This is a genomic window from Burkholderia pyrrocinia (assembly GCF_018417535.1).
GTDB classification, from domain to species: Bacteria; Pseudomonadota; Gammaproteobacteria; order Burkholderiales; family Burkholderiaceae; genus Burkholderia; species Burkholderia pyrrocinia_E.
Window position 1 is genome coordinate 1,915,592 of sequence record NZ_CP070977.1, and the last position, 22,221, is coordinate 1,937,812.

22 protein-coding genes and 2 tRNA genes are annotated in these 22,221 nt (G+C 67.8%); 13 read left to right on the forward strand and 11 right to left on the reverse strand.

What is annotated here, in order from left to right; all coding sequences use genetic code 11:
• Nucleotides 1-21 precede the first annotated feature (21 nt).
• Nucleotides 22-201, reverse strand: a complete 180-nt coding sequence (rpmF, locus tag JYG32_RS08880; protein WP_006759765.1) for a 50S ribosomal protein L32 — start codon at nucleotides 199-201, stop codon at nucleotides 22-24.
• A 98-nt stretch (nucleotides 202-299) separates the two neighbouring features.
• Nucleotides 300-935 (reverse strand): DUF177 domain-containing protein, encoded by a 636-nt coding sequence (locus JYG32_RS08885; RefSeq protein ID WP_213265335.1) that lies wholly within the window; start codon nucleotides 933-935, stop codon nucleotides 300-302.
• Nucleotides 936-1,165: 230 nt separating this feature from the next.
• Here JYG32_RS08885 and JYG32_RS08890 point away from each other — a divergent pair, with 230 nt between their 5' ends.
• Nucleotides 1,166-1,798, forward strand: coding sequence for a Maf-like protein (locus JYG32_RS08890; RefSeq protein ID WP_213265336.1), 633 nt, complete (start codon nucleotides 1,166-1,168; stop codon nucleotides 1,796-1,798).
• Nucleotides 1,795-2,517: an SAM-dependent methyltransferase gene (locus JYG32_RS08895; protein WP_174381666.1), complete on the forward strand. Its 723-nt coding sequence runs from the start codon at nucleotides 1,795-1,797 to the stop codon at nucleotides 2,515-2,517. The genes JYG32_RS08890 and JYG32_RS08895 overlap by 4 nt, the downstream gene beginning before the upstream one ends.
• Before the next feature lie 51 nt (nucleotides 2,518-2,568).
• Here the strand turns inward: JYG32_RS08895 and JYG32_RS08900 are convergent, their stop codons facing one another.
• Genes JYG32_RS08900 through JYG32_RS08915 form a run of 4 tightly spaced genes read right to left on the reverse strand, consistent with a single transcriptional unit; the run spans nucleotide 2,569 to nucleotide 5,641 of the window.
• On the reverse strand, nucleotides 2,569-3,561 hold the full coding sequence (locus tag JYG32_RS08900; protein ID WP_213265337.1) for a S49 family peptidase: 993 nt from the start codon (nucleotides 3,559-3,561) through the stop codon (nucleotides 2,569-2,571).
• A gap of 12 nt (nucleotides 3,562-3,573) precedes the next feature.
• Complete coding sequence (locus JYG32_RS08905; protein WP_174381664.1) at nucleotides 3,574-3,975, reverse strand: Rieske (2Fe-2S) protein; 402 nt, start codon at nucleotides 3,973-3,975, stop codon at nucleotides 3,574-3,576.
• Entirely contained in the window at nucleotides 3,972-4,631 is a 660-nt protein-coding gene (locus JYG32_RS08910) for an HAD-IA family hydrolase (RefSeq protein ID WP_213265338.1), read from the reverse strand. The genes JYG32_RS08905 and JYG32_RS08910 overlap by 4 nt, the downstream gene beginning before the upstream one ends.
• Nucleotides 4,632-4,636: 5 nt before the next feature.
• Complete coding sequence (locus JYG32_RS08915; RefSeq protein ID WP_174381662.1) at nucleotides 4,637-5,641, reverse strand: RluA family pseudouridine synthase; 1,005 nt, start codon at nucleotides 5,639-5,641, stop codon at nucleotides 4,637-4,639.
• A 722-nt stretch (nucleotides 5,642-6,363) separates the two neighbouring features.
• On the opposite strand from JYG32_RS08915, the gene JYG32_RS08920 reads away from it, so the two are divergent.
• From JYG32_RS08920 to JYG32_RS08945, 6 genes are all read left to right on the forward strand, one after another.
• Nucleotides 6,364-9,519, forward strand: coding sequence for an Rne/Rng family ribonuclease (locus JYG32_RS08920; protein WP_213265339.1), 3,156 nt, complete (start codon nucleotides 6,364-6,366; stop codon nucleotides 9,517-9,519).
• 131 nt (nucleotides 9,520-9,650) lie between these two features.
• Nucleotides 9,651-10,763 carry a GTP 3',8-cyclase MoaA gene (moaA, locus tag JYG32_RS08925; RefSeq protein ID WP_174381660.1) on the forward strand — a complete coding sequence of 371 codons (1,113 nt, stop codon included), beginning with the start codon at nucleotides 9,651-9,653 and terminating at the stop codon, nucleotides 10,761-10,763.
• Nucleotides 10,764-10,791: 28 nt separating this feature from the next.
• Nucleotides 10,792-11,409 carry a molybdenum cofactor guanylyltransferase MobA gene (mobA, locus tag JYG32_RS08930; RefSeq protein WP_213265340.1) on the forward strand — a complete coding sequence of 206 codons (618 nt, stop codon included), beginning with the start codon at nucleotides 10,792-10,794 and terminating at the stop codon, nucleotides 11,407-11,409.
• A gap of 112 nt (nucleotides 11,410-11,521) precedes the next feature.
• Nucleotides 11,522-12,820 carry a molybdopterin molybdotransferase MoeA gene (moeA, locus tag JYG32_RS08935; protein ID WP_213265341.1) on the forward strand — a complete coding sequence of 433 codons (1,299 nt, stop codon included), beginning with the start codon at nucleotides 11,522-11,524 and terminating at the stop codon, nucleotides 12,818-12,820.
• Nucleotides 12,821-12,859: 39 nt separating this feature from the next.
• Nucleotides 12,860-13,135, forward strand: a complete 276-nt coding sequence (locus tag JYG32_RS08940) for a hypothetical protein (protein ID WP_006476519.1) — start codon at nucleotides 12,860-12,862, stop codon at nucleotides 13,133-13,135.
• Nucleotides 13,132-13,617 (forward strand): GNAT family N-acetyltransferase, encoded by a 486-nt coding sequence (locus JYG32_RS08945; RefSeq protein WP_174381657.1) that lies wholly within the window; start codon nucleotides 13,132-13,134, stop codon nucleotides 13,615-13,617. The genes JYG32_RS08940 and JYG32_RS08945 overlap by 4 nt, the downstream gene beginning before the upstream one ends.
• An 88-nt stretch (nucleotides 13,618-13,705) precedes the next feature.
• Here JYG32_RS08945 and rmuC read toward each other — a convergent pair whose 3' ends face one another.
• From rmuC to pncB, 5 genes are all read right to left on the reverse strand, one after another.
• The gene (gene rmuC, locus JYG32_RS08950; RefSeq protein ID WP_213265342.1) at nucleotides 13,706-15,184 is read right to left on the reverse strand and encodes a DNA recombination protein RmuC; all 1,479 of its coding nucleotides are present in this window, start codon (nucleotides 15,182-15,184) and stop codon (nucleotides 13,706-13,708) included.
• Nucleotides 15,181-16,170, reverse strand: a complete 990-nt coding sequence (locus JYG32_RS08955; protein WP_174381655.1) for a 2-hydroxyacid dehydrogenase — start codon at nucleotides 16,168-16,170, stop codon at nucleotides 15,181-15,183. The genes rmuC and JYG32_RS08955 overlap by 4 nt, the downstream gene beginning before the upstream one ends.
• Before the next feature lie 81 nt (nucleotides 16,171-16,251).
• Nucleotides 16,252-17,682 (reverse strand): sodium:proton antiporter, encoded by a 1,431-nt coding sequence (locus JYG32_RS08960; protein ID WP_174381654.1) that lies wholly within the window; start codon nucleotides 17,680-17,682, stop codon nucleotides 16,252-16,254.
• Nucleotides 17,683-17,725: 43 nt separating this feature from the next.
• Nucleotides 17,726-18,388: a LutC/YkgG family protein gene (locus JYG32_RS08965; RefSeq protein ID WP_213265343.1), complete on the reverse strand. Its 663-nt coding sequence runs from the start codon at nucleotides 18,386-18,388 to the stop codon at nucleotides 17,726-17,728.
• Nucleotides 18,389-18,476: 88 nt separating this feature from the next.
• The gene (gene pncB, locus JYG32_RS08970) at nucleotides 18,477-19,676 is read right to left on the reverse strand and encodes a nicotinate phosphoribosyltransferase (RefSeq protein WP_174381652.1); all 1,200 of its coding nucleotides are present in this window, start codon (nucleotides 19,674-19,676) and stop codon (nucleotides 18,477-18,479) included.
• Nucleotides 19,677-19,981: 305 nt separating this feature from the next.
• Between pncB and fdxA the strand changes: the two genes are divergently transcribed.
• From fdxA to JYG32_RS08995, 5 genes are all read left to right on the forward strand, one after another.
• Nucleotides 19,982-20,305: a ferredoxin FdxA gene (fdxA, locus tag JYG32_RS08975; RefSeq protein WP_034183076.1), complete on the forward strand. Its 324-nt coding sequence runs from the start codon at nucleotides 19,982-19,984 to the stop codon at nucleotides 20,303-20,305.
• Nucleotides 20,306-20,401: 96 nt separating this feature from the next.
• Nucleotides 20,402-20,477 (forward strand) — tRNA-Asn (locus JYG32_RS08980).
• 73 nt (nucleotides 20,478-20,550) lie between these two features.
• Nucleotides 20,551-20,626, forward strand: a tRNA-Asn gene (locus JYG32_RS08985).
• Nucleotides 20,627-20,746: 120 nt separating this feature from the next.
• Nucleotides 20,747-21,232 carry a CreA family protein gene (locus JYG32_RS08990; protein ID WP_213265344.1) on the forward strand — a complete coding sequence of 162 codons (486 nt, stop codon included), beginning with the start codon at nucleotides 20,747-20,749 and terminating at the stop codon, nucleotides 21,230-21,232.
• Nucleotides 21,233-21,294: 62 nt separating this feature from the next.
• A complete protein-coding gene (locus JYG32_RS08995) occupies nucleotides 21,295-22,194 on the forward strand; it encodes an AraC family transcriptional regulator (protein ID WP_213265345.1) in 900 nt (299 codons plus the stop codon).
• The last annotated feature ends 27 nt before the right edge of the window (nucleotides 22,195-22,221 follow it).

The following is a 22,221-nucleotide window of genomic DNA, read 5'->3' on the forward strand; positions in this document are numbered from 1 at the left end:
GCGCAACGCGTGACTTGACGCTTAGTCGTTCTTCGTCTTGACGACTTTCTTGCCGCGATAATAGCCGTTCGGGCTGACGTGGTGACGCAGGTGCACTTCACCCGTGCTCGGCTCGACTGCCAGCGGCGTTGCCGTCAGGAAATCGTGCGAACGATGCATGCCGCGCTTCGACGGCGACTTCTTGTTTTGCTGGACTGCCATGACTAACTCCTAAATAATTTTCCGGATTCTAACACAGCCCGATCCGGCGCTTAACTACCCTGGCCCAAAGCCCTTACGCCTTCCCGCGCCACAACTGCTTAGTGTTTCTTGGTGCCGTCACCGTCCTTCTTCAGCGCTTGCAGCGCCGCGAACGGATTCGGCCGTTTGCCTTCGTCCTCGGCTTCGCCGGACTCTTCGCCCGCCTCTTCCTCAGGACCGCTCGCACCCGACACGAGGCTTTCGTGAACTGCCGGGCAAACCTCGTGCTTGGGCACGAGCGGCAACGAAAGCAGCAATTCCTCTTCGATCAAGTCGACGAGATCGAACTGGCGTGAGCCCACGATCACATCGGCTTCATCGTCGTCGAGCGGAAATTCTTCAGCTTCTTCTTCGGTCGCGACGACCCGGTACACCATGTCGACGTCGAACGTCTGGTCGTACGGGGTCACGCATCGCTGGCATGTGAGCCATGCATGACCATGTGCCGCGAGGCGTAGATACGGCTGCCGCCCATCGGCGCCGTCGTCCTGCAATTCCTTCTGCGTGAACCCTTCCGCCTGCCACGTGAAGACCGTGTCGCGATCTGGCGCGTCCGCCGGCACTTCGTTTAACATGCGCGGCAGTTGCGAGAGGCGCACCGCCCCTGCTGCCTGTCGCCCGCTGCGGGCGAACTCGAACAGGTCGACCGCGTGCGGATCAAGCGGCGCCGCAGGTTTGCCAGAAGAAGTGTTCATGTGCGCTCCTGCCTACAGGCTGACTTGCGGATCCGGCTTGGCACCGCTCACGTACGGCTCATCTGCGGATGACGTACTTTACTTCCGAAGACCCGGCAGGCGCCACCACTACAGAAGCCTGCCGACGAAAAGCGGGAAAGCATACCTGTTTTACCTTTTTCAGTCAATCACTTAAGCTTGCGTCCTCGCAACGCTGCGCAACCCCCGACGACTCACCGATCCAACCGACCATGCCGGATACCGTTTGCCGCCCGCCGCGGCTGATTCTTGCCTCCAGTTCCCGCTATCGCCGCACGCTCCTCGAGCGCCTCGGCGTGCCGTTCGACGTCGTGTCGCCGGACCTCGACGAAACCCCGCTCGACGGCGAAACCCCGGCCGCGACCGCCCTGCGCCTCGCCGGCGCGAAAGCGCGCGCCGGCGCCGCAACGATCGACGCGCCGGATGGCGTGCTCGTGATCGGGTCGGACCAGGTCGCGACCTTCGACGGGCTCCAGATCGGCAAGCCCGGCACGCATGAGCGCGCGCTCGCGCAGCTCGTGTCGATGCAGGGCCGCGAAGTCGAATTCCACAGCGCGCTCTGCCTGTACGACAGCCGCACGGGCGAAGCGCACGTCGAGGACATCGTCACGCGCGTGCGCTTCCGCTCGCTGCCCGAGGCCGAACTCGACGCGTACCTGCGCGCGGAAACGCCGTACGACGTCGCCGGCAGCGCGAAGTCCGAAGGGCTCGGCATCGCGCTGCTCGACGCGATCGACTCGGACGACCCGACCGCGCTCGTCGGCCTGCCGCTGATCGCGCTCACGCGGATGCTGCGCGCCGCCGAATATCCGCTGTTTGCAACCACCCGTGGAGACCGCGCATGACGGCCGGCACGCTTTATCTCGTCCCGAACACGCTTGGCGAAGGCGACGAATCGATGCTAGCCGCGGTGCTGCCCGCGGCCGTCCAGGCACGCGCCGGCACGCTCGGCTATTACATCGGCGAAAACGCGAAAACGACGCGCGCCTTTCTGAAGAAGATCGGCACGACGCGCCCGATCCAGGAAATCGAGATCCGCGAGCTGAACGTCAATACGCCGGCCGGCGAAATCGACCGGTTGCTCGCGCCCGTGCGGGCCGGCGCGGACGCCGGTCTTGTGTCCGAGGCCGGCTGCCCGGCCGTCGCCGATCCCGGCGCATTGCTGGTGCGCCGCGCTCACGAGCGCGGCGTAAGGGTCGTGCCGCTAGTCGGACCGAGTTCGATCCTGCTCGCGCTGATGGCGTCGGGCCTGAACGGCCAGAGCTTCGCATTCAACGGCTACCTGCCGGTCGATGCGGCCGCGCGCGCGAAGCGCCTGCGCGAACTCGAGCAGTTGTCGCGCAAGGCGCGCCAGACGCAGATCTTCATCGAGACGCCGTACCGGAATCAAGCGATGCTCGACACGCTCGTCGCGACCTGTGCGCCGTCGACGCAGATCTGCGTCGCGGCCGACCTGACCCTCGCGACCGAGACGATCGCGAGCCGCACCGTGGCGGACTGGAAAAAGGCGCCCGCGCCGAATCTGCACAAGCGCCCGGCGATCTTCCTGCTGCTCGCGAACTGAAGCCGCGGCCGGCGGCCGGCCAGCGGGCCATCGCGGCCCGCCGGACGCCCGTCAGCGCAGGCCGAACGACGCGCCGCCGGCCGTCAGCGCCTTCATCGCGGCGCCGCCGACGGCCGCGCCGAACTTGCGCGCAACGCGGTTCGTCAGGCTTTCCTTCACCGTATAGTCGACGAGATCGGGCGCCTTCAGCACGTCGCGCGCGACCGTGTCGGTCGTGCCGTAACCGTCGGCGAGCCCGAGCTCGACGCTCTTCTCGCCGGTCCAGAACAGGCCGGAGAACATGTCGGGCGTCTCATGCAGCCGCTTGCCGCGGCCATCCCTCACGGCCTTGATGAACTGCGCGTGCACCTGGTCGAGCAGCGCCTGCGCATGCGCGTCCATCTTCGGCGTCTCCGGCGAGAACGGATCGTAGAAGCCCTTGTTTTCGCCCGACGTATGCAGGCGCCGCTCGACACCGAGCTTGCCCATCAGCCCGGTGAAGCCGAAACCGTCCATCAGCACGCCGATCGACCCGATGATGCTCGCCTTGTCGACGAAGATCTTGTCGGCCGCAGCGGCGATGTAATAACCGCCCGATGCGCACATGTCGGTCACGACGACGTACAGCGGCTTGTCCGGGTGCTTCGCGCGCAGGCGCCGGATCTCGTCGTAGACCATGCCGGCCTGCACGGGGCTGCCGCCCGGGCTGTTGATCCGCAGCACGACGCCGACCGTGCCGTCGTCGTCGAACGCTGCGTCGAGCGCGGTGTTGATGTCGTCGCCGTTCGCGTTGACGCCGGCCGCGATCTCGCCGTCGATCGTCACGAGCGCCGTATGCCGTCCGCTCGACGAGAATTTCGAGTCGCTCGAAAAATCGATCAGCGCGAACGCGAACAGCACGAATACGCCGAGGAACGCGAAGCGGAAGAAGATCTTCCAGCGCCGCGCCGCACGCTGTTCCTTCACGGCCGCGAGCGCGATCCGCTCGAGCGCCGCGCGCTCCCAGTTCGGTTCACGGCTGTCGGGACGGGGGGAGGAATCCGGGGAATTCGGTTGGTCGGCCATGCAGTGTTGTCGTCAGTCGGTCGTGGCGGGAGTGGCAGGACGCAGGTCGGCGTCGGGCACCCAGAATACCGCACGCCCGTCGGGCGTGTCGCGTTCGTCGACCTCGACCGGCCGCAGGCGCCCACCGCGACACGGGCCGCCGACGCACTTGCCGGTATCCGGCGCATAGATCGCGCCGTGTGTCGCGCACATCAGGTAGAGGCCCGACGATTCGAAGAACTGCCCTTCGGCCCAGTCGAGCTCCATCGGCACGTGCGCGCAGCGGTTCAGGTAGCCGTATGGGCGACCGTCGTAGCGCACGAAGAACACGATGGCCTGCTCGCCGCGCAGCGTCGCGTCGACGCGCACGCCGGCGCCGCCGTCGGCCAGCGTATCCGACGCGCACACGCGCACGGCGTCCGGCGCCGCGCTCATGCGTGCTCCCGCAGCCACGCAGCCAGCGCATCGACGTCCGGCGCGACGAAGCGCGGCGCGAGCGCAGCCAGCGCGTCGGCCGTGTGCGCGCCGTACGCGACGCCGACGCCGGCTGCTCCGGCGCTCGCGGCCATCTGCAGATCGTGCGTCGTGTCGCCGATCATCACGGTGCGTGCGAGGTCCTGCCCCAATTCCCGGGACAGCTCGTGCAGCATCGCCGGATGCGGTTTCGAGAACGTTTCGTCCGCGCAGCGCGTCGCATCGAACCAACTCGTCAGCTTCGACTGGTCAAGCACGCGATTCAGTCCGACCCGCCCCTTGCCGGTCGCAACGGCGAGCAGGTAGCCCGTATCGCGCAACTCGGCGAGCAGTTCGCGTACGCCGGCGAACAGCTCGATGCGCTGGTCGTCAAGCAGATAGTGATGACGGTAGCGCTCGGCCAGCCGCGGATAGTCGGACGGATCGAGGGTCGGAGCCGTAATCTGCAGCGCGTCGCGCAGACCGAGGCCGATCACGTAGCGCGACGCCTCGTCGGACGGCGTGGGCAGGCCGAGATCGCGGCATGCGGCCTGGATGCTGTGCGCGATGTGCGCAGTCGAATCCATCAGCGTGCCGTCCCAGTCGAAGACGATCAGGTCAAATTGCTGTCGAGCCATGCGGTTCAGGCGGTATCGCGCAGTGCGCTGAGTTGGTCGAGGAAGCGCTGGCATTCGTCCGGTAGCGGCGCATCGAACTGCAGCGCCTCGCCGGTCAGCGGATGGGCAAGCCGCAGCCGGTGCGCGTGCAGGAACATCCGTTTCAACGACGGCTGCGCGTTCGCGCGCGCCAGCGCCTTGTTCAGTGCGAAATCGCCATACTTGGCGTCGCCGGCGATCGGCAGGCCGAGATGCGCGAGGTGCACGCGGATCTGATGGGTCCGACCCGTTTTGAGTTCCGCTTCGACCAGCGCGTAGTCGGGCCAGCGGTCGACGAGGTTGAACACCGTATGCGACGGCAGCCCGTCGTCCTGCACGCGCACGCGGCGCTCCCCTTCCGGGGTCGAATACTTGAACAGCGGCACCTTCACCGCGCGGCGGCGGCCCCAGTCGGGCTGCCATTCGCCGTGGGCGCACGCGAAGTAGCGCTTGTCCATCCGGTTCTCGCGGATCTGTTCGTGCAGGCCCACGAGCGCCGTGCGCTTTTTCGCGAGCATCAGGATCCCGGACGTCTCACGGTCGAGCCGGTGGACGAGTTCGAGGAATTTCGCGCGCGGGTGCGCCTGGCGCATCTGCTCGATCACGCCGAACGCGACGCCGCTGCCGCCGTGCACCGCAACGCCGGCCGGCTTGTTGATGACGAGCATCGCATCGTCCTCGTACAGCACGTCGAAATTCGCCGGCGGCACGATGGGCGTGTCGGCGCGCGCGAGGTCCGCCGCCGCCACGCGCACGGGCGGCACGCGGACGATGTCGCCAAGGACGAGGCGGTACTGCGCGTCGATCCGGCCCTTGTTCACGCGCACTTCGCCGCTGCGGAGGATCCGGTAAATATGGCTTTTCGGCACGCCTTTACAGACGCGCAACAGGAAGTTGTCGATCCGCTGACCGGCCGAGTTTTCGTCGATCTCGATCATCGATACCTGGCCGCTTGCGACCGAATTCTGGGATATTTTGCCTAACTCATTCATACTGAATATAATTTTGCCCAGCCTGACGTTGAGGGTGGCCTGACCGGCCGGCCCCGACCGAGTCGGGCAAGGCGCAAGCGGAAACCGTTATTTTACTTGCGCCGGGGGTCCGCTGCTCGCCCCTAATCAAAGAGATGCAGCAAGTTGCACGCACGGCGCCGCCCGTCGGCAAGGATCGCGCCCACAGGCGGATTCGGTCGGCAAGGCGCCGCGGTAACGGAAAGTTGGTTGAAAAGAATTTGATCGGCAGCCCGACGGCGCGAAGTGCGTCCGCAGGCTGCCGGTTGCGAATATTACGGCGTTGCGCCCGATTTGGTCCCGCGAAGCGTGCGGGGCTTGGCGACGTCAAACCAGGGAAGTACACCCCAAGCGGGAAAGTCGGGCTGGATTCGATACTCCCCGCTGCGGCCCAAGCCGCAGCATCTGCCGCCCGTCGGCGCGCGCGACGCATTGCGCGCGCCCGTGGCAATGCCCGGACTCAGGCTTAGCGCGCTTTTGCAGCGTGCGGTGTGTGAACGCCGTGCTTTGAAACCGTATTCGCAGGTGCCCTACGGCCGCCGGCCCCGTCTATCGGGCCCAAGCGCCTCTTCAGGCAATTCTCCCCGCCATCGTTCCCGCTCCAGCGTGCTTGTGACAACACAACAAGGTGCGGCCTGCCGTCGTTCCCGCCCTCGCGACTGACAACCGCGAGGCGCCGGCAGCGGAGCCGCCTGGAGTCGTTCATGAAACGCATGCTGTTCAATGCGACGCAGCAGGAGGAGCTGCGCGTCGCCATCGTCGATGGGCAAAAGCTCATCGACATCGACATCGAAACCGCCGGGCGCGAACAGCGCAAAGGCAATATCTACAAAGGTGTCGTCACCCGCATCGAGCCGTCGCTCGAAGCGTGCTTCGTCAACTACGGCGAAGACCGCCACGGCTTCCTGCCGTTCAAGGAAGTCGCCCGCCAGTACTTCAAGGAAGGCATCGACATGCGCTCCGCGCGCATCCAGGATGCTCTGCGCGAAGGCCAGGAGCTGATCGTCCAAGTCGAGAAGGAAGAGCGTGGCAACAAGGGCGCCGCCCTCACGACCTTCATCTCGCTCGCCGGCCGCTATCTCGTGCTGATGCCGAACAATCCGCGCGGCGGCGGTGTGTCGCGCCGGATCGAGGGCGACGAGCGCCAGGAACTGCGCGAAACGATGTCGCAACTGCAGATTCCCGACGGCATGAGCATGATCGCCCGCACCGCGGGCATCGGCCGCAGCGCCGAGGAACTGCAGTGGGACCTGAACTACCTGCTGCAACTGTGGCGCGCGATCGAAGCGGCGTCGCAAAGCGGCAACGCCGGCCAGCCGATGCTGATCTACCTGGAATCGAGCCTCGTGATCCGCGCGATCCGGGACTATTTCCAGCCCGATATCGGCGAAATCCTGATCGACACGACCGAGATCTATGATCAGGCCCGTGCGTTCATGGACATCGTGATGCCGGACAACGTGTCGAAGGTGAAGCGTTACCACGACGACGTGCCGCTGTTCTCCCGCTTCCAGATCGAGCACCAGATCGAAACGGCCTACTCGCGCACGGTGCCGCTGCCGTCCGGCGGCGCGATCGTGATCGACCACACCGAAGCGCTCGTCGCGATCGACGTGAACTCGGCGCGCGCGACCAAGGGCGCGGATATCGAGGAAACGGCGACCCGCACGAACCTCGAAGCGGCCGACGAGGTCGCCCGCCAGCTCCGCCTGCGCGACCTCGGCGGCCTGATCGTGATCGATTTCATCGACATGGAATCGGCGAAGAGCCAGCGTGAAGTCGAGCAGCGCCTGAAAGACGCGCTCAAGCATGACCGTGCGCGCGTGCAGATGGGCAAGATCTCCCGCTTCGGCCTGATGGAGCTGTCGCGCCAGCGCCTGCGTCCGGCGCTGTCGGAAGGCAGCCACGTGACTTGCCCGCGCTGTAACGGCACCGGCCACATCCGCGATACCGAATCGTCCGCGCTGCAGGTCCTGCGGATCATTCAGGAAGAAGCGATGAAGGAAAATACCGCGGCGATCCACTGCCAGGTGCCGGTCGAGGTGACCGCCTTCCTGCTCAACGAAAAGCGCCAGGAAATCAACAAGATCGAGTCGCGCTTCAAGGTCGGCATCGTGCTGATCCCGAACAAGCACCTCGATACGCCGCACTACAAGCTCGAGCGCCTGCGCCACGACGACGCGCGCCTCGACGATCCGCGCGCGTCCTGGAAGATGGCCGAGGAAGCTGCCCGCGAACTCGAGTCGGAAACCGGCTACAGCAAGCGCACGGCAGAAGTGAAGCCGAAGCAGGAAGCCGCGGTCAAGGGCATCACGCCCGAGCGTCCGGCTCCGAGCGCGGCCCCGCAGCGCCCGGTCGAGCCCGTTCCGGCCCCCGCACCTGTGGCCGCGGCAAGCGGCGGCTTCATCGGCTGGCTGAAGGGCCTGTTCGGCGTGTCGCCGGCTCCGGCGCCCGCGCCGGTTGCTCCGGCGCCGGCGAAGGAACAGGCAGCCCGCCCGGCTCGCGAGCGCACCGAGAAGACCGAGCAGCGCGGCGGCGATCGCAACCGCAACCGTCGTGGCGGCGCCCAGCAGGCGCAAGGCGGCCGCGACCAGGCAGCAGCAGGCCGTGGCCAGCCGCAACGCCAGGAACGCGAAGGCAAGGAAGCGCGCGAACCGCGTGAAGGCCGTGAGCCGCGCGAGGGTCGCGAACCGCGTGAAGGTCGTGAAAACCGCGAAGGTCGTGAGGGCCGCGAAGGTCGCGAGGGCCGTGGCCAGCGCGAAGGTCGCGAACCGCGCGAGCCGCGTGAAAGCCGTGAGCCGCGTGAACCGCGCGAGAATCGCGAACCGCGCGAGCGTGCCGAGCAGCCGGAAGGCGTCGACGCAGCCGGCCGTGGCGAGCGCCAGGAACGCGGCGAGCGTCGCGAGCGCGGCGAACGCCGCAAGCCGACCCAGCATGCGGCCACGCTCGAGACCGTCACCCGTGGTGAAAACCATCCGGAATCGGAAGCCGACAAGGTCGTCGCAGACGCCCTGCCCGGCGCCGACCTGGCAGCCGATGCGGAAGCCGTCGCGCGTGACGGCGAGGAACGTCGTCGCCGCCGTCGCGGCCGCCGTGGCGGTCGTCGCGAGCGCGACGAAGACGGCGCACTCGTCGACCAGGCCGAGCAAGGCGCGGATGGCGAAGCCGCAGCGCAAACCGTGACGCCGGAAGCACCGGCCGCTGCCGAACCGGCCCATACGGCCGCACCGGCAGTCGTCGCGGCCGTGGCCGCGGCAGGCGCCGTCGTCGCCGAAGCAGCGGTCGAGCAGCATGCTGCACCGGCCGCTGTGGAAGCTCCGCCGGCACCGGCACACGCCGAAGTGGCTCCGGCCGCTCCGGTCGAGCCCGCGGTCGCCGCCCCGGCAGCAAAACCGGCACCGGTCGCACCGGCCGTCGACACGGAAGCCGGTCCGGCTCCGGTCGCGGTTTCGCCGACCGACGCGTTCGAAGTGCCGGCAGCAGCACCGGCCGCGGTCGAGGCGCCGCAGGCCGCGCCCGTCGAGCAAGCCGCACCGGCCGTGACGACCGAAGCCGCTCCGGTGGCTGTCGAGCCGGCGCATGTCGAAGCGGCGCCGGTCGAGGCCGTCGCAGCACCGGCACCGGCTCCGGCCTCCGCTCCGGCCCCCGCACAACCTGCAGCCGCGCCCGCTTCGGCGAGCCTGGACGTCGTGCTGGAGCAGGCCGGTCTCGTCTGGGTGAACACGGACGCCGACAAGTTCGCCGCTGCGCAGGAAGCCGCGTCGCAACTCCCGCGTCCGGCCCGCGTGCCGCGCGAACGCAAGGTGCTGCCGCCGGCCGATACGGCCCCGATGCAGCAGGTCGAAACGACGCACCACTGACCGGCGCATCGCCCGACCAGGAAAAGCCCGCCTCCGGCGGGCTTTTTCATGTCCGCGCTGCGGGTTTCCGCCCACCGGACCGGTCGGCCGCTTGCGGCTAAAATACAGGTCTGGCTCGCACTTCTTTCAACATGTCCCGACGCATCATTCCTCTCGCCGACGTCAGCGGGATGCCAGACGTCTCCGGCGTCGCGCATGCCCCTGACGGCACGCTGGCCGACACGTTCGCCAGGCCGCTGCGCGACCTGCGCATCTCGGTGACGGATCGCTGCAACTTTCGCTGCGTGTACTGCATGCCGCGCGCGGTCTTCGACAAGGATTACCCGTTCCTGCCGCACAGCGCGCTGCTCACGCACGAGGAAATCGAACGTGTGGCGCGACTCTTTGTCGCACACGGCGTCGAGAAGATCCGCATCACGGGCGGCGAGCCGCTGCTGCGCAAGAACCTCGAATTCCTGATCGAGCGCCTCGCGCGCCTGACCACCCATGACGGCCGCCCGCTCGACCTGACGCTGACGACCAACGGCTCGCTGCTCGCGCGCAAGGCGCGCGCGCTGAAGGACGCCGGGCTCACGCGCGTGACGGTCAGCCTCGACGCGCTCGACGAGACGCTGTTCAAGCGCATGAACGACGCCGAATTCGCGAGCGCCGACGTGCTCGACGGCATCTTCGCCGCCCAGGCCGCGGGCCTCGCGCCGGTCAAGGTCAACATGGTCGTGAAGCGCGGCACCAACGACAGCGAGATCCTGCCGATGGCCGAGCGTTTCCGCGGCACCGGCGTGATCCTGCGCTTCATCGAATACATGGACGTCGGCACGTCGAACGGCTGGAACATGACCGAGGTGCTGCCGTCGGCCGACGTTGTCGCGCGGATCGCCGAACATTACCCGCTCGTGCCGCTCGAAGCGCACACGGCGGCCGAGACCGCCCAGCGCTGGGGCTATGCGGACGGCAGCGGCGAGATCGGCGTGATCTCGAGCGTCACGCAGGCCTTCTGCGGCGACTGCACGCGCGCGCGGCTGTCGACCGAAGGCAAGCTGTATCTGTGCCTGTTCGCGTCGACGGGCCACGACCTGCGCGCACTCGTGCGCGGCGGCGCGAGCGACGCCGAGATCGCGACCGCGATCGCCCGCATCTGGCAGGCCCGCACCGACCGCTATTCGCAACTGCGCGGCAGCGCGTTGGCCGAAACCTCGCCCGACGGCGCCGGCAAGCGCGTCGAAATGTCCTATATCGGCGGCTGACGCACGCCGCCCATTCCGCCTGCGCACAATGCCCGTTTCCGCCCCTCCTTCGATCGCCGGCCTGCTGCTCGCGGGCGGACGCGCCACGCGCATGGACGGCGTCGACAAGGGCCTGCAACTGCTCGACGGTACGCCGCTCGCGCTGCACGTGCTGCGCCGGCTCTCGCCGCAGGTCGACGAAACGCTGATCAGCGCGAATCGCCACGCCGACCGCTATGCCGAGCTCGGCGCGCCGTTCGACGCGCGCATCGTGGCGGACGACACGCCCGATTTCCCAGGCCCGCTCGCGGGCCTGCTCGCCGGCATGCGGGCCGCGCGCGCGCCGCTCGTCGCGTGCTCGCCATGCGATACGCCGTTTCTGCCCGCCGACCTCGTCGCGCGGCTGCTTGCGGCGCTCGATGCGCAACAGGCCGACATCGCGATGGCGGTGACCGTCGATGCGCAGCAGGCGCGCTCGCCGCAGCCGACGTTCGCGCTGCTGCACACGGCGCTGGCCGACGATCTCGCCGCGCGGCTCGCGGCCGGCGACCGCAAGGTGCGTGCGTGGTACGCACGCCACAAGACGGTCGAAGTCGAGTTTCGCGACGAGCGTGCGTTTTACAATGCCAACTCCTGGCAGGAACTCGCCGCGCTGGCCCGTCGCTGACGGCATCCGCACCGTTCCCGCCCGGCGCCCGCCGCATGCGAAACCCGCACCCACGCACCCTCCTCGCGCCACCGGCCACGAACCCGATACGCCTCGCGGCGCAGTCCGACTGATGATCACGCAATCCTCGCCCGCCTCCCGAACCGCACCCGATGCCGATGCCCCGCTGTCGCTCGCCGACGCGCAGGCGCTCGCGTGCCGCTTCGCGGTGCCCGTCGACGCGTGCGACTCGGTGCCGCTGCGCGACGCGCTCGACCGCGTGCTCGCGGCCGACGTGAGCGCGCCGTTCGACATTCCCGCGTACGACAACTCGGCGATGGACGGCTATGCGTTCGCCGGTGGCACCAGCGCGTACGCGTCGCCGCAGGGGGACGTCGCGCTGACGGTCGCCGGCACCGCGTTCGCGGGCCATCCGTTCGACGGCGCCGTGGCCGCCGGGGCATGCGTGCGCATCATGACGGGCGCGCCGATGCCGGCCGGATGCGACACGGTGATTCCGCAGGAACGCGTGCGCGTCGACGGCGACACGATCCGCTTCGCCGCACACGACATCGCACGCGGCGCGAACTGCCGCAAGGCCGGCGAGGATCTCGCGCGCGGCGCCTGTGCGCTCGCCACGGGCCGCATCCTGCGGCCGTCCGACCTAGGCCTGCTCGCATCGTTCGGCATCACCGACGTCACGGTGCGCCGGCGCGTGCGCGTTGCCGTGTTCTCGACCGGCGACGAACTGCGCGAGCCCGGCGAGCCGCTCGGCCGCGGCGCGCTGTACGACAGCAATCGCGGGATGCTGATCGCGATGCTCGAAAGGCTGCACGTCGACGCGATCGATCTCGGAATCGTCCGCGACGATCCGGCCGCGCTCGAAGCCGCGTTGCGCGACGCCGTCGCCGCGCAGGCCGACGTGGTCATCACGTCGGGCGGCGTATCGGTCGGCGAAGCCGACTTCACACGCGACGTGATGGCGCGGCTCGGCGACGTCACATTCGCGAGCCTCGCGCTGCGGCCCGGCCGGCCGCTCGCGTTCGGTACGCTCGCGCGCTCGGCCGACGGCGCCGGTCACGCACTGTTCTTCGGGCTGCCAGGCAATCCGGTCGCGTCCGCCGTGACGTTCTACGCGATCGTGCGCCCCGCGCTGCTGACGCTGGCCGGCGCGCAAACGCCGCCGCCGGCGATGTACACGGCGCTCAGCACGCAGGCGCTGAAGACGCGTCCCGGCCGCACCGAGTACCTGCGCGGCATCGCGACGCGCGCCGCCGACGGCCGCTGGCACGTCGCGCCGGCCGGTTCGCAGAGTTCCGCGTCGCTGAGCGGCCTCGCGGCCGCCAACTGTTTCATCGTCCTGGGCCACGATACCGCGGCAGTCGACGCGGGCACCCCGGTCGACATCCTGCCGCTCGACGGCCTGATCTGAATTCCACTATCGGTATATCTCTACGGGGGCAATCCGCACATGAAGAAACAAATTTCATCGATCGCCGCGGGGCAGACCGCAAAGGCGCTGATCCTCGTCTACCTGACGTTCAGCGTGCCGATCGTGCTGCTCGGCATTCTCGTCGCGTACATCCGCTACGGAATGGTCGAACTGAGCACGATCCTGAGCGCACTGCTGCTGAACGCCATCCTCGGCTTCGTGCTGCTGTGGATCGCATGCCACGCATACAACTGGGTCGCGTCGCGCTTCGGCGGCATCGAGATCGTGCTGTCCGATCCGCCGGAGGAAGCGTGAGCGACACGCCGCTGATCCGCGCAGCCGAAGCGCGCGACGTCGGCGCAATCCTCGCGCTGATGCGCGAGCTGGCCGAGTTCGAGAAGCTCACGCACCTGTTCGTCGCGACCGAAACGAATCTCGCCGACGCGCTGTTCGGCGAGCGGCCTGCCGCCGAAGCGCTCGTCGCCGAACGCAACGGCGCGATCGTCGCGTATGCGCTGTTCTTCCACAACTATTCGACGTTCGTCGGCCGTCGCGGCCTCTATCTCGAGGATCTGTACGTACAGCCGTCGCAGCGCGGCACCGGCCTCGGCACCGCGATGCTGCGTCACCTCGCAGCACTGGCCGTCGAGCGCCGTTGCGGGCGTTTCGAATGGTCGGTCCTCGACTGGAACCAGCCCGCGATCGATTTCTACGAGAAAATGGGCGCAACCGTGCTGCCCGAATGGCGCATCGTCCGCGTGACCGACGACGCGCTGGACACGCTCGCCGGACATTGAGCGCGGGCCAGCCGAGCCGGTGATCGCATCATGAAAAAACGGGCGCCGCGGCGCCCGTTTTCGTTCCGGCCGGTATCGGCAACGCGCGTCACGCGTCGTCCGCATCGGCGCCGTCGGTGCCTTCCGCACCGAGCAGCCCGGCCGCCGTGTCGCCCGGCAGCGCCTCGACCTGCTTCAGCTTGCGGCTCATCACGCGCGTACGCTGCTCGGCGGACTCGATCGAGCGCGTGACCGTTTCGAGCTGCGCCTTCGTGCGCGCGAGCACGTCGCCGAACTTGCCGAACTCCGTCTTCACTGCGCCGAGCACCTGCCACACCTCGCTCGACCGCTGCTCGATCGCGAGCGTGCGGAACCCCATCTGCAGGCTGTTCAGCAGCGCCGTGAGCGTCGTCGGCCCCGCGATCGTCACGCGAAAGTCGCGCTGCAGCAGGTCGGTCAGCCCCGGGCGGCGCAGGATCTCCGCATAAAGCCCCTCGGTCGGCAGGAACAGCAGCGCGAAGTCGGTCGTGTGCGGCGGTGCGACGTACTTCTCGGCAATCGTGCGCGCCTCCAGCCGCACGCGCGCTTCGAGCGCGCGGGCCGCTTCCTCGACCGCCGGCGCATCGGCGCGCTCCTGTGCGTCAATCAGCCGCTCGTAGTCTTCGCGCGGGAATTTCGCGTCGATCGGCAACCACACCGGCGGTGCGTCGCGCGTGCCCGCATCGCGGCCCGGCAGCCGGATCGCAAACTCGACGCGCTCGGTGCTCTTCGGCACCGTCGCGACGTTCTTCGCGTACTGCTCGGGCGTCAGCATCTGTTCGAGCAGCGCCTCGAGCTGCACTTCGCCCCAGGTGCCGCGCGTCTTCACGTTGGTCAGCACCTTTTTCAGATCGCCGACGCCCGCCGCGAGCGTCTGCATCTCGCCGAGCCCGCGATGGACCTGCTCGAGCCGGTCAGACACGAGCTTGAACGATTCGCCGAGCCGCTGCTCGAGCGTCGCATGCAGTTTCTCGTCGACGGTGCGGCGCATCTCCTCGAGCTTCGCCGCATTGTTGGTCTCGATTTCCTTCAGCCGCTGTTCGAGCGTCGCGCGCACCTCGCCGATCCGGCGATCGTTCGCCTCGGTCAGTTGCGTGAGCTGCCGGTTCAACGTGTCGCCGAACAGCCTGAGCGCGGCCGTCTGCTCCTCGCGCGCCTGCTGCGCCTGGCGCTGCACGCTCTCGCGCATCGCGTCGAACTGCTGCGCATTGCCGGCGACGAGCTTGCCGAGCTGCTGGGCGAAACCCTCGATCTGGTTGTTCTGCACGGTCGCGACGCTCGTCAGTTGCGCGGCGAGCGTCTGCTGAAGCTGCGAGAAGCTGCCGGCCAGCTCGGTGCGCGAACCGCGCGCGTTCTCGACGATCTCGCCGCGCAATTCGCGTTCGAGCCGCTCGACCGCGCGCGCCTGCGCATGCGCGGCATCCTCGATCTGGTCGCCGAGCACCGCCGTATCGTCGTGGCGGCCGCCGCCGCGCACGATCGCGACGATCGCCACCGCGAGCGCGACGGCCAGCACGACGACCGCCGCAAGCAACAACGTCATCGTCATGCGCGCGGCTTCCCGATCACGTCAGGGTTGATCGGATTCGGCGGCTGCCCGGCGCGCGGCCCCTCGCCCAGTGCGGCGATCAGGTTGTCGGCGGCGAGGTTCGCCATCGCGCGGCGCGTCTTTTCGGTCGCGCTCGCGATATGCGGCGTCAGCACGACGTTCGGCACCTCGAGCAGCGCCGGATGCACGGTCGGCTCGCCTTCGTACACGTCGAGGCCGGCCGCGGCGATCGTCCCGTCGCGCAGCGCGTCGGCCAGCGCTGCGTCGTCGACGATCCCGCCGCGCGCGATGTTGGTCAGCGTCGCGGTGGGCTTCATCTTCGCGAACTCGGCCGCGCCGATCGTGTGATGGTTCTCCTTCGTGTACGGCAACACGAGCACGACGTGATCGGCGCGCGCGAGCAGCGCATCCTTCGACACGTATTCGGCGTTCAGCTCGGCCTCGATCTCGGGCGCGACCCGCGACCGGTTGTGATAAATCACCTGCATCCCGAAGCCGCGTGCGCGGCGCGCGAGCGCCTGCCCGATGCGGCCCATCCCGATGACGCCGAGCGTCGAGCCGTAAATGTCGGTGCCGAGGAAACCGTCGTACGCCCACTTCTGCCAGTGACCGGCGCGCAGCCAGTGCTCGGATTCGGCGATCCGGCGCGCGGCGGCCATCATCAGCGCCCAGCCGAAATCGGCGGTCGACTCGTTCAGCACGTCGGGCGTGTTGGTGCCGAGCACGTTCGCCGCGTTGAACGCGGCCATGTCGAAGTTGTTGTAGCCGACCGCCATGTTCGACACGACACGCAGGCGCGGCGCCGCCGCGAGCGCCGCCGCGCCGACCGGGTCGCCGGCCGTCAGCGCGCCGTCCTTGTCGGCCAGACGCGCGGCGAGCGCATCGGGAGCGAGCGCGTCACCGTCGTTCCAGTCGACTTCGAAATACTGCTTGAGGCGTTCGATCACGTCCGGAAAGATCGGACGCGCGACCAGGATCTTCTGCATCGCCATCTCCGTATGCCGCGGGCCGATCGCGGCGCACATCGCGCCGCCGGGATCGCCCGCGCCGAGTTGAAAGTTGTCAGGTTACGCCGGGAAGAAAATCAGCGACGTCAGCAGGAACACCGGCACCAGGATCACGAGCGCCCAGCCGAGGTACGCGAAGAAGCTCGGCATCTTCACGCCGCGTGACTCCGCGATCGCCTTCACCATGAAGTTCGGCGCGTTGCCGATATAGCTGTTCGCGCCCATGAACACCGCGCCCGCGGAAATCGCGGCGAGCGTCGACGCGCCCGTCGTCATCAGCGCCTGCGCATCGCCGCCCGCGAGGTTGAAGAACACCAGATACGTCGGCGCATTGTCGAGGAACGACGACAGCAGGCCCGTCGCCCAGAAGTACATCGCGTCGATCGGCTTGCCGTCCGGCCCCGTGACGAGATGGACGATCTGCGCGAACGCGCCGTCCGCGCCCGCGCGCAGGATCACGATCACCGGCGCGATCGTCACGAAGATCCCCGCGAACAGCTTCGCGACCTCCTCGATCGGCGCCCAGTTGAACGCGTTGCCTTCACGCGCGGAACGCGGCGTCAGCGCAAGCGATGCGAGCGTCACGACCACGAGCGCGACGTCGCGCGCGAGGTTCTGCAGCGCGACGTGCGTGCCCCACACGTCGAACGTGATGCCCGGCTTCCAGATGCCGCTCATCAGCACGAGCGCGACGATGGCCGCGAGCAGCACGAAGTTGATCTTGCCGTCGATCGACAGCGCCGCGCCGTCGGGCGTCGGATCGAGCGCGGCCGGCCGCTCCTCGCCGCCCTTCCGGTAGAAATACGTGTCGAGCACGAAGAACAGCGCCAGCAGCACCACGCAGATGAACAGCATCGGCAGCGCGAGATGGGTCGTCGTCCAGAAGAAGCTCACGCCGTTCAGGAAACCGAGGAACAGCGGCGGATCGCCGAGCGGCGACAGCGAGCCGCCCGCGTTCGCGACGAGGAAGATGAAGAAGATCACGACGTGCACGACATGCTTGCGGTTGTCGTTCGCGCGCAGCAGCGGCCGGATCAGCAGCATCGCGGCGCCCGTCGTGCCCATCACGCTCGCGAGCAGCGTGCCGAGCGCGAGGATCGCCGTGTTCAGCTTCGGCGATCCATGCAGGTTGCCGTTCACGCAGATGCCGCCTGCCACCGTATAGAGCGCGGTGAGCAGCACGATGAACGGGATGTATTCCTCGAGCAGCGCATGCACGAGCGTGCCGAACGCGGTGCCCGCGCCGAATGCGAACGCGAACGGAATCAGGAACACGACCGCCCACCCGGCTGCAATCTTGCCGAAGTGGTGATGCCAGAACACGGGGGCGACAAGCGGAAACAGTGCGATGGACAGCAGGATCCCGGCAAACGGGATGCCCCAGAGTGCGGACAGCGTGGCACCGTCGAGCGTTGCGGCCGATGCAAGCGCGGGAACGGCGCCAAGCGCGACTCCCGACGCCATGCCCGCCCAGGCGGCATGTCGTTTCATGCAGAACTTCCTTGTTCGAGTGGTAGTGGATGCGGCAGGCGCGTCATGCGCCCCGGACGACGATCACGTGCACGCGGTACGGGCCGTGCGCGCCCAGTACGATGGTCTGCTCGATGTCGCCGGTGCGCGACGGGCCCGACACGAAGTTGACCGCGCGCGGCAATTCGCCGCGCTCCGAACGGATCAGCGCGAACGCGTCTTCATGACCGGCGACGATCCGCGACGCGGGCACGATTGCGATGTGCGTCTCCGGCAACAGGCCGGCCGACGCGTAGGTATCGGGGCCGGACAGCAGCACCAGCGAACCCGTTTCGGCGGTCGCGCAAAAGCAGCCCGTGAGGCCGACGAGATCGCCGTCGCGCGGCTTGCGGCACTCGACCGACAGGCCTGCGCCGGCCCAGTCGAGATCGGCCAGCGTGCGCCATGCGACGGCCTGCGTCGGCAGGCCGTGAGCGGAAAGATAGCGGGCAGCGGCGTCCGGTGCATCGGCGAGCGCCGCGACTTCGTCGACCGTGGTCGACAGGCGTGCCGCTTCGTCGGCGAATGCGGCAACGAGATCGGCCGGCACCGGCGGGCGCGGGCCCTGCGGATGACGCGCAAGATAGTCGGCGACGCCGTCTCGCTCCGCCGCATCGGGCTCGGCCGCGCGCCCCTGCGCCGCGCGAATGCGCGCGAGGATCTGGCGACGGGCAGCAGAAGTGTCCATGAACGGTCCTCGTGACGTTGGCGTGCAATACCGTCGGATTATACCGGCCGCCCCTGCCGCCACGCACCTTCGACCGAACGGCCGACGCTCACTTCGACGCGTCTTCCTCGACCGGCTGCGCGATGCCGAACACCTGGCGCAGGTACGCGAGATACGCCTTGTCGTCGCACATGCTCTTGCCCGGCGAATCCGACAGCTTCGCGACCGGCTGGCCGTTGCAGCGAACCATCTTGATCACGATCTGCAGCGGCACGTAGCCGAGGTCGTTGGTGAGGTTCGTGCCGACGCCGAACGCGAGCTTGCAGCGGCCGCGGAACCGTTCGTACAACTGCATGACCTTCGGGATGTCGAGCGCGTCCGAGAACACGAGCACCTTCGTGCGCGGGTCGCACCGGTTCGCCTCGTAATGGCGCAGCATCCGCTCGCCCCAGTCGAACGGATCGCCCGAATCGTGGCGCGCGCCGTCGAACAGCTTGCAGAAGTACATGTCGAAGTCGTTCAGGAACGCGTCCATCCCGTAGACGTCCGACAGCGCGATCCCGAGGTCGCCGCGGTATTCCTTCGCCCACATCTCGAAGCCGTAGATCTGCGAGTCGCGCAGCCGCGGGCCGAGCGCCTGGCACGCCTGCAGGTACTCGTGGGCCATCGTGCCGAGCGGCGTGATGTCGTGCTTCATCGCGTACAGCACGTTGCTCGTGCCCGCGAACTGCGGGCCGAGGCCGTCGCGCAGCGTGAGCGCGACCTCCTCGTGCCAGACCTTCGAGAAGCGCCGGCGCGTGCCGTAGTCGGCGATCTTGCAGTCGGCGAAATCGGGTTTCGCGCCGAGCAGCTTGATCTTCTCGCGCAGCCGCTCGCGGCCTTCGCGATAGTCGGGCTCGCGCTGCGTGTTGCGGAAATAGACTTCGTTGACGATCGCGAGCACCGGGATCTCGAACAGGATCGTGTGCAGCCACGGCCCCTCGATCACGATGTCGATCTCGCCGTTGCCCTTCGGCGAAGGCGTGATCGAGATGTACTTCTCGTTCAGGTGGAACAGCGCGAGGAAGTCGACGAAATCGCTCTTGATGAAGCGCATCCGCCGCAGGTAGTCGAGTTCGACGTCGGAAAAACGCAGCGAACACAGGCCGCGCACCTCGTCGCGGATCTCGTCGATGTACGGCACGAGATCGACGCCTTGCGTGCGGCACTTGAAACGGTATTCGACGTTTGCGGCCGGGAAGTGATGCAGGACGACCTGCATCATCGTGAACTTGTAGAGATCCGTGTCGAGCAGCGAAGTGATGATCATGATTGCGGCACCGCCAATATCGTGACAGGGTCCCGGCGCACCGCGCGCCGCCCGGTCTGTTGGCCATGTTACTCGAATGCGGGCCCGACCATCGCGAAACCGCCTGCCGCGCTGCCCCGTCGCGCCGAATACGGGTTCCCCATTGCGCGTCCCGCGGCGGCCCACTGAGCGCGCCCCCCATAAACTAATCACGAAACGATATAAGCTAGAAAGGCGACCACGCCATACGGGTTTTGCGCTTCAGTTACAATGCCGCTTTTGGCGCAAACGCCACCCCATATATACCGCCAAGCAGGAGCGTTTTAATGACTCACGTTGTGACCGAAGGCTGCATCAAGTGCAAATACACGGATTGCGTGGATGTGTGCCCGGTGGATTGCTTCCGTGAAGGTCCCAACTTTCTCGCCATCGATCCGGACGAGTGCATCGACTGCGCCGTGTGCGTCGCCGAGTGCCCGACCAATGCGATCTATGCCGAAGAAGACGTTCCGGGCGACCAGCAGCAGTTCACCGAGCTGAACGCCGAGCTGGCAAAGGGCTGGCCGTCGATCACGAAGACCAAGCCGGCACCGGCCGACGCGGACGAATGGAAGGACGTGCAGGACAAGCTGCACCTGCTCGAGCGATGATCGCGCGGCGGCCGCAGAAATTTTTTGTGCGGCGCGCGCCAAAGGGGTTGACGGGTTAGCCGACACTCCATATAATCTCGTTTCTCTGCTGTTTGTTCCCCGATAGCTCAGTCGGTAGAGCGCCGGACTGTTAATCCGTAGGTCCCTGGTTCGAGCCCAGGTCGGGGAGCCAAAAACGCAAAGGCCCGTTGAAAGTGGACGGGCTTTTTGCTGGTAACCGCGAACACGCAGATGTACCGATTTATTCCCCGATAGCTCAGTCGGTAGAGCGCCGGACTGTTAATCCGTAGGTCCCTGGTTCGAGCCCAGGTCGGGGAGCCAGACAGCAAAAGGCCCGTCATTCGACGGGCCTTTTGTTTTTCCGGCCGCCCTTTCGCGTTTTCGTGGCCCGGTCCCGCGCATGCTAGAGTCTCTGTCCCGCATTCGTATCCGGTTCCGTCGATGAAGCACCGCCTCCTGCGCGCCGCACCCCTCGCCCTCCTGCTCCCCGCATTCGCCGCCGCGCCGCTCGCGCACGCGGAGGAAGTCGGCAGCGTCAACACCCATTTCCGCGTAACGGGCTCCGACCGCGTCGTCGTCGAGGCGTACGACGATCCGGTCGTAAACGGCGTGACCTGCTACGTGTCCCGCGCACGCACGGGCGGCATCAAGGGCACGCTCGGCGTCGCCGAGGATCCGAGCGAAGCGTCGATCGCGTGCCGGCAGGTCGGCACGATCAGCTTCAAGGAACCGCTCAAGCAGCAGACCGACGTGTTCAGCGAGCGCATGTCGTTCATCTTCAAGACGCTGCACGTCGTGCGCGTGGTCGACAAGAAGCGCAACACGCTCGTCTACCTGACCTACAGCGACCGCATCGTCAGCGGCAGCCCGAAGAACGCCGTCACCGCGGTGCCGATGCCGGCCGGCACGACGATTCCGGTCAAGTAAAGCCCCCACCCGCCGGGCGCGCGAGCGATACACTGTCGGTTCGACCGCTTCCGCGCCCGATCATGTCCGCCACCCGCCTCCCAGACTCTGCACGCTACTGGCGCACGCCGTTGCTGCCGGACGCGGATCTCGTCACGGCCACCTATCGCGACCACACGTTCGCGCCCCACTGGCACGACGCGTACACGATTCCCGTGATTCTCGAAGGCGCGGAACGTTTCACCTATCGCGGCAGCGGCTACGTCGCCGAAACGGGCACCGTTCCCGTGATCAATCCCGGCGAAGTGCATACGGGCTCGCGCGCGGCCGACGAAGGTTGGTGCTATCGCGTCAGCTACATGCCGGTCGAATTCATCCGCGAACTCGCAAGCGCGATCGCCGGCCGCCCGCAGGACGCCCCGTGGTTTGCCCCCGACGTGATTCGCGACGCCGACCTCGCGGCCCGGCTCACGCTGGCGCACCGGATGATGGAGGCAGGCAGCGCGCGCGCGCCGGTCGCGCATGCTCACGGGCAGCCGGCCGGCGATCCGGCCTCCGGCGCGCCGCGCATCTATGATCCGCTCGCGGCCGAAACGGCGATGCTCGACGCGCTGTCGACGCTGATCGTGCGCCATGCCGACGCGCTGCCGCGCCCGGCGCCGCTCGCGGCGGACGAACCGCGCGTCGATGCGATGCGCGAGCGGCTCGCCGCCGATCTCACGTGCACGGTGACGCTCGACGAAGTCGCGCAGGCGGCCGGCCTGTCGCCGTTCCACGCGGCGCGCCTGTTCACCCGTACGACCGGCATGCCGCCGCATGCATGGCGCAACCAGTTGCGATTGCAGCGCGCGCTGGCGCCGCTGCGCGCAGGCGTGCCCGTAGCCGACGTCGCGGCGGCCAGCGGCTTCGTCGACCAGAGCCATTTCACGCGGCATTTCAAACGGATGTTCGGCGTGCCGCCCGGACGCTGGCAGGCAAGCTGACGCGCGGTTTCCCGCTTCCGGCACCCG

What these genes read in the sequence shown, in the direction of transcription:
- rpmF (WP_006759765.1), bottom strand. Translation starts at nt 201, where the DNA reads ATGGCAGTCCAGCAAAACAAGAAGTCGCCGTCGAAGCGCGGCATGCAT.
- JYG32_RS08885 (WP_213265335.1), bottom strand. Translation starts at nt 935, where the DNA reads ATGAACACTTCTTCTGGCAAACCTGCGGCGCCGCTTGATCCGCACGCG.
- JYG32_RS08890 (WP_213265336.1), top strand. Translation starts at nt 1,166, where the DNA reads ATGCCGGATACCGTTTGCCGCCCGCCGCGGCTGATTCTTGCCTCCAGT.
- JYG32_RS08895 (WP_174381666.1), top strand. Translation starts at nt 1,795, where the DNA reads ATGACGGCCGGCACGCTTTATCTCGTCCCGAACACGCTTGGCGAAGGC.
- JYG32_RS08900 (WP_213265337.1), bottom strand. Translation starts at nt 3,561, where the DNA reads ATGGCCGACCAACCGAATTCCCCGGATTCCTCCCCCCGTCCCGACAGC.
- JYG32_RS08905 (WP_174381664.1), bottom strand. Translation starts at nt 3,975, where the DNA reads ATGAGCGCGGCGCCGGACGCCGTGCGCGTGTGCGCGTCGGATACGCTG.
- JYG32_RS08910 (WP_213265338.1), bottom strand. Translation starts at nt 4,631, where the DNA reads ATGGCTCGACAGCAATTTGACCTGATCGTCTTCGACTGGGACGGCACG.
- JYG32_RS08915 (WP_174381662.1), bottom strand. Translation starts at nt 5,641, where the DNA reads ATGAATGAGTTAGGCAAAATATCCCAGAATTCGGTCGCAAGCGGCCAG.
- JYG32_RS08920 (WP_213265339.1), top strand. Translation starts at nt 6,364, where the DNA reads ATGAAACGCATGCTGTTCAATGCGACGCAGCAGGAGGAGCTGCGCGTC.
- moaA (WP_174381660.1), top strand. Translation starts at nt 9,651, where the DNA reads ATGTCCCGACGCATCATTCCTCTCGCCGACGTCAGCGGGATGCCAGAC.
- mobA (WP_213265340.1), top strand. Translation starts at nt 10,792, where the DNA reads ATGCCCGTTTCCGCCCCTCCTTCGATCGCCGGCCTGCTGCTCGCGGGC.
- moeA (WP_213265341.1), top strand. Translation starts at nt 11,522, where the DNA reads ATGATCACGCAATCCTCGCCCGCCTCCCGAACCGCACCCGATGCCGAT.
- JYG32_RS08940 (WP_006476519.1), top strand. Translation starts at nt 12,860, where the DNA reads ATGAAGAAACAAATTTCATCGATCGCCGCGGGGCAGACCGCAAAGGCG.
- rmuC (WP_213265342.1), bottom strand. Translation starts at nt 15,184, where the DNA reads ATGACGATGACGTTGTTGCTTGCGGCGGTCGTCGTGCTGGCCGTCGCG.
- JYG32_RS08955 (WP_174381655.1), bottom strand. Translation starts at nt 16,170, where the DNA reads ATGCAGAAGATCCTGGTCGCGCGTCCGATCTTTCCGGACGTGATCGAA.
- JYG32_RS08960 (WP_174381654.1), bottom strand. Translation starts at nt 17,682, where the DNA reads ATGAAACGACATGCCGCCTGGGCGGGCATGGCGTCGGGAGTCGCGCTT.
- JYG32_RS08965 (WP_213265343.1), bottom strand. Translation starts at nt 18,388, where the DNA reads ATGGACACTTCTGCTGCCCGTCGCCAGATCCTCGCGCGCATTCGCGCG.
- pncB (WP_174381652.1), bottom strand. Translation starts at nt 19,676, where the DNA reads ATGATCATCACTTCGCTGCTCGACACGGATCTCTACAAGTTCACGATG.
- fdxA (WP_034183076.1), top strand. Translation starts at nt 19,982, where the DNA reads ATGACTCACGTTGTGACCGAAGGCTGCATCAAGTGCAAATACACGGAT.
- JYG32_RS08990 (WP_213265344.1), top strand. Translation starts at nt 20,747, where the DNA reads ATGAAGCACCGCCTCCTGCGCGCCGCACCCCTCGCCCTCCTGCTCCCC.
- JYG32_RS08995 (WP_213265345.1), top strand. Translation starts at nt 21,295, where the DNA reads ATGTCCGCCACCCGCCTCCCAGACTCTGCACGCTACTGGCGCACGCCG.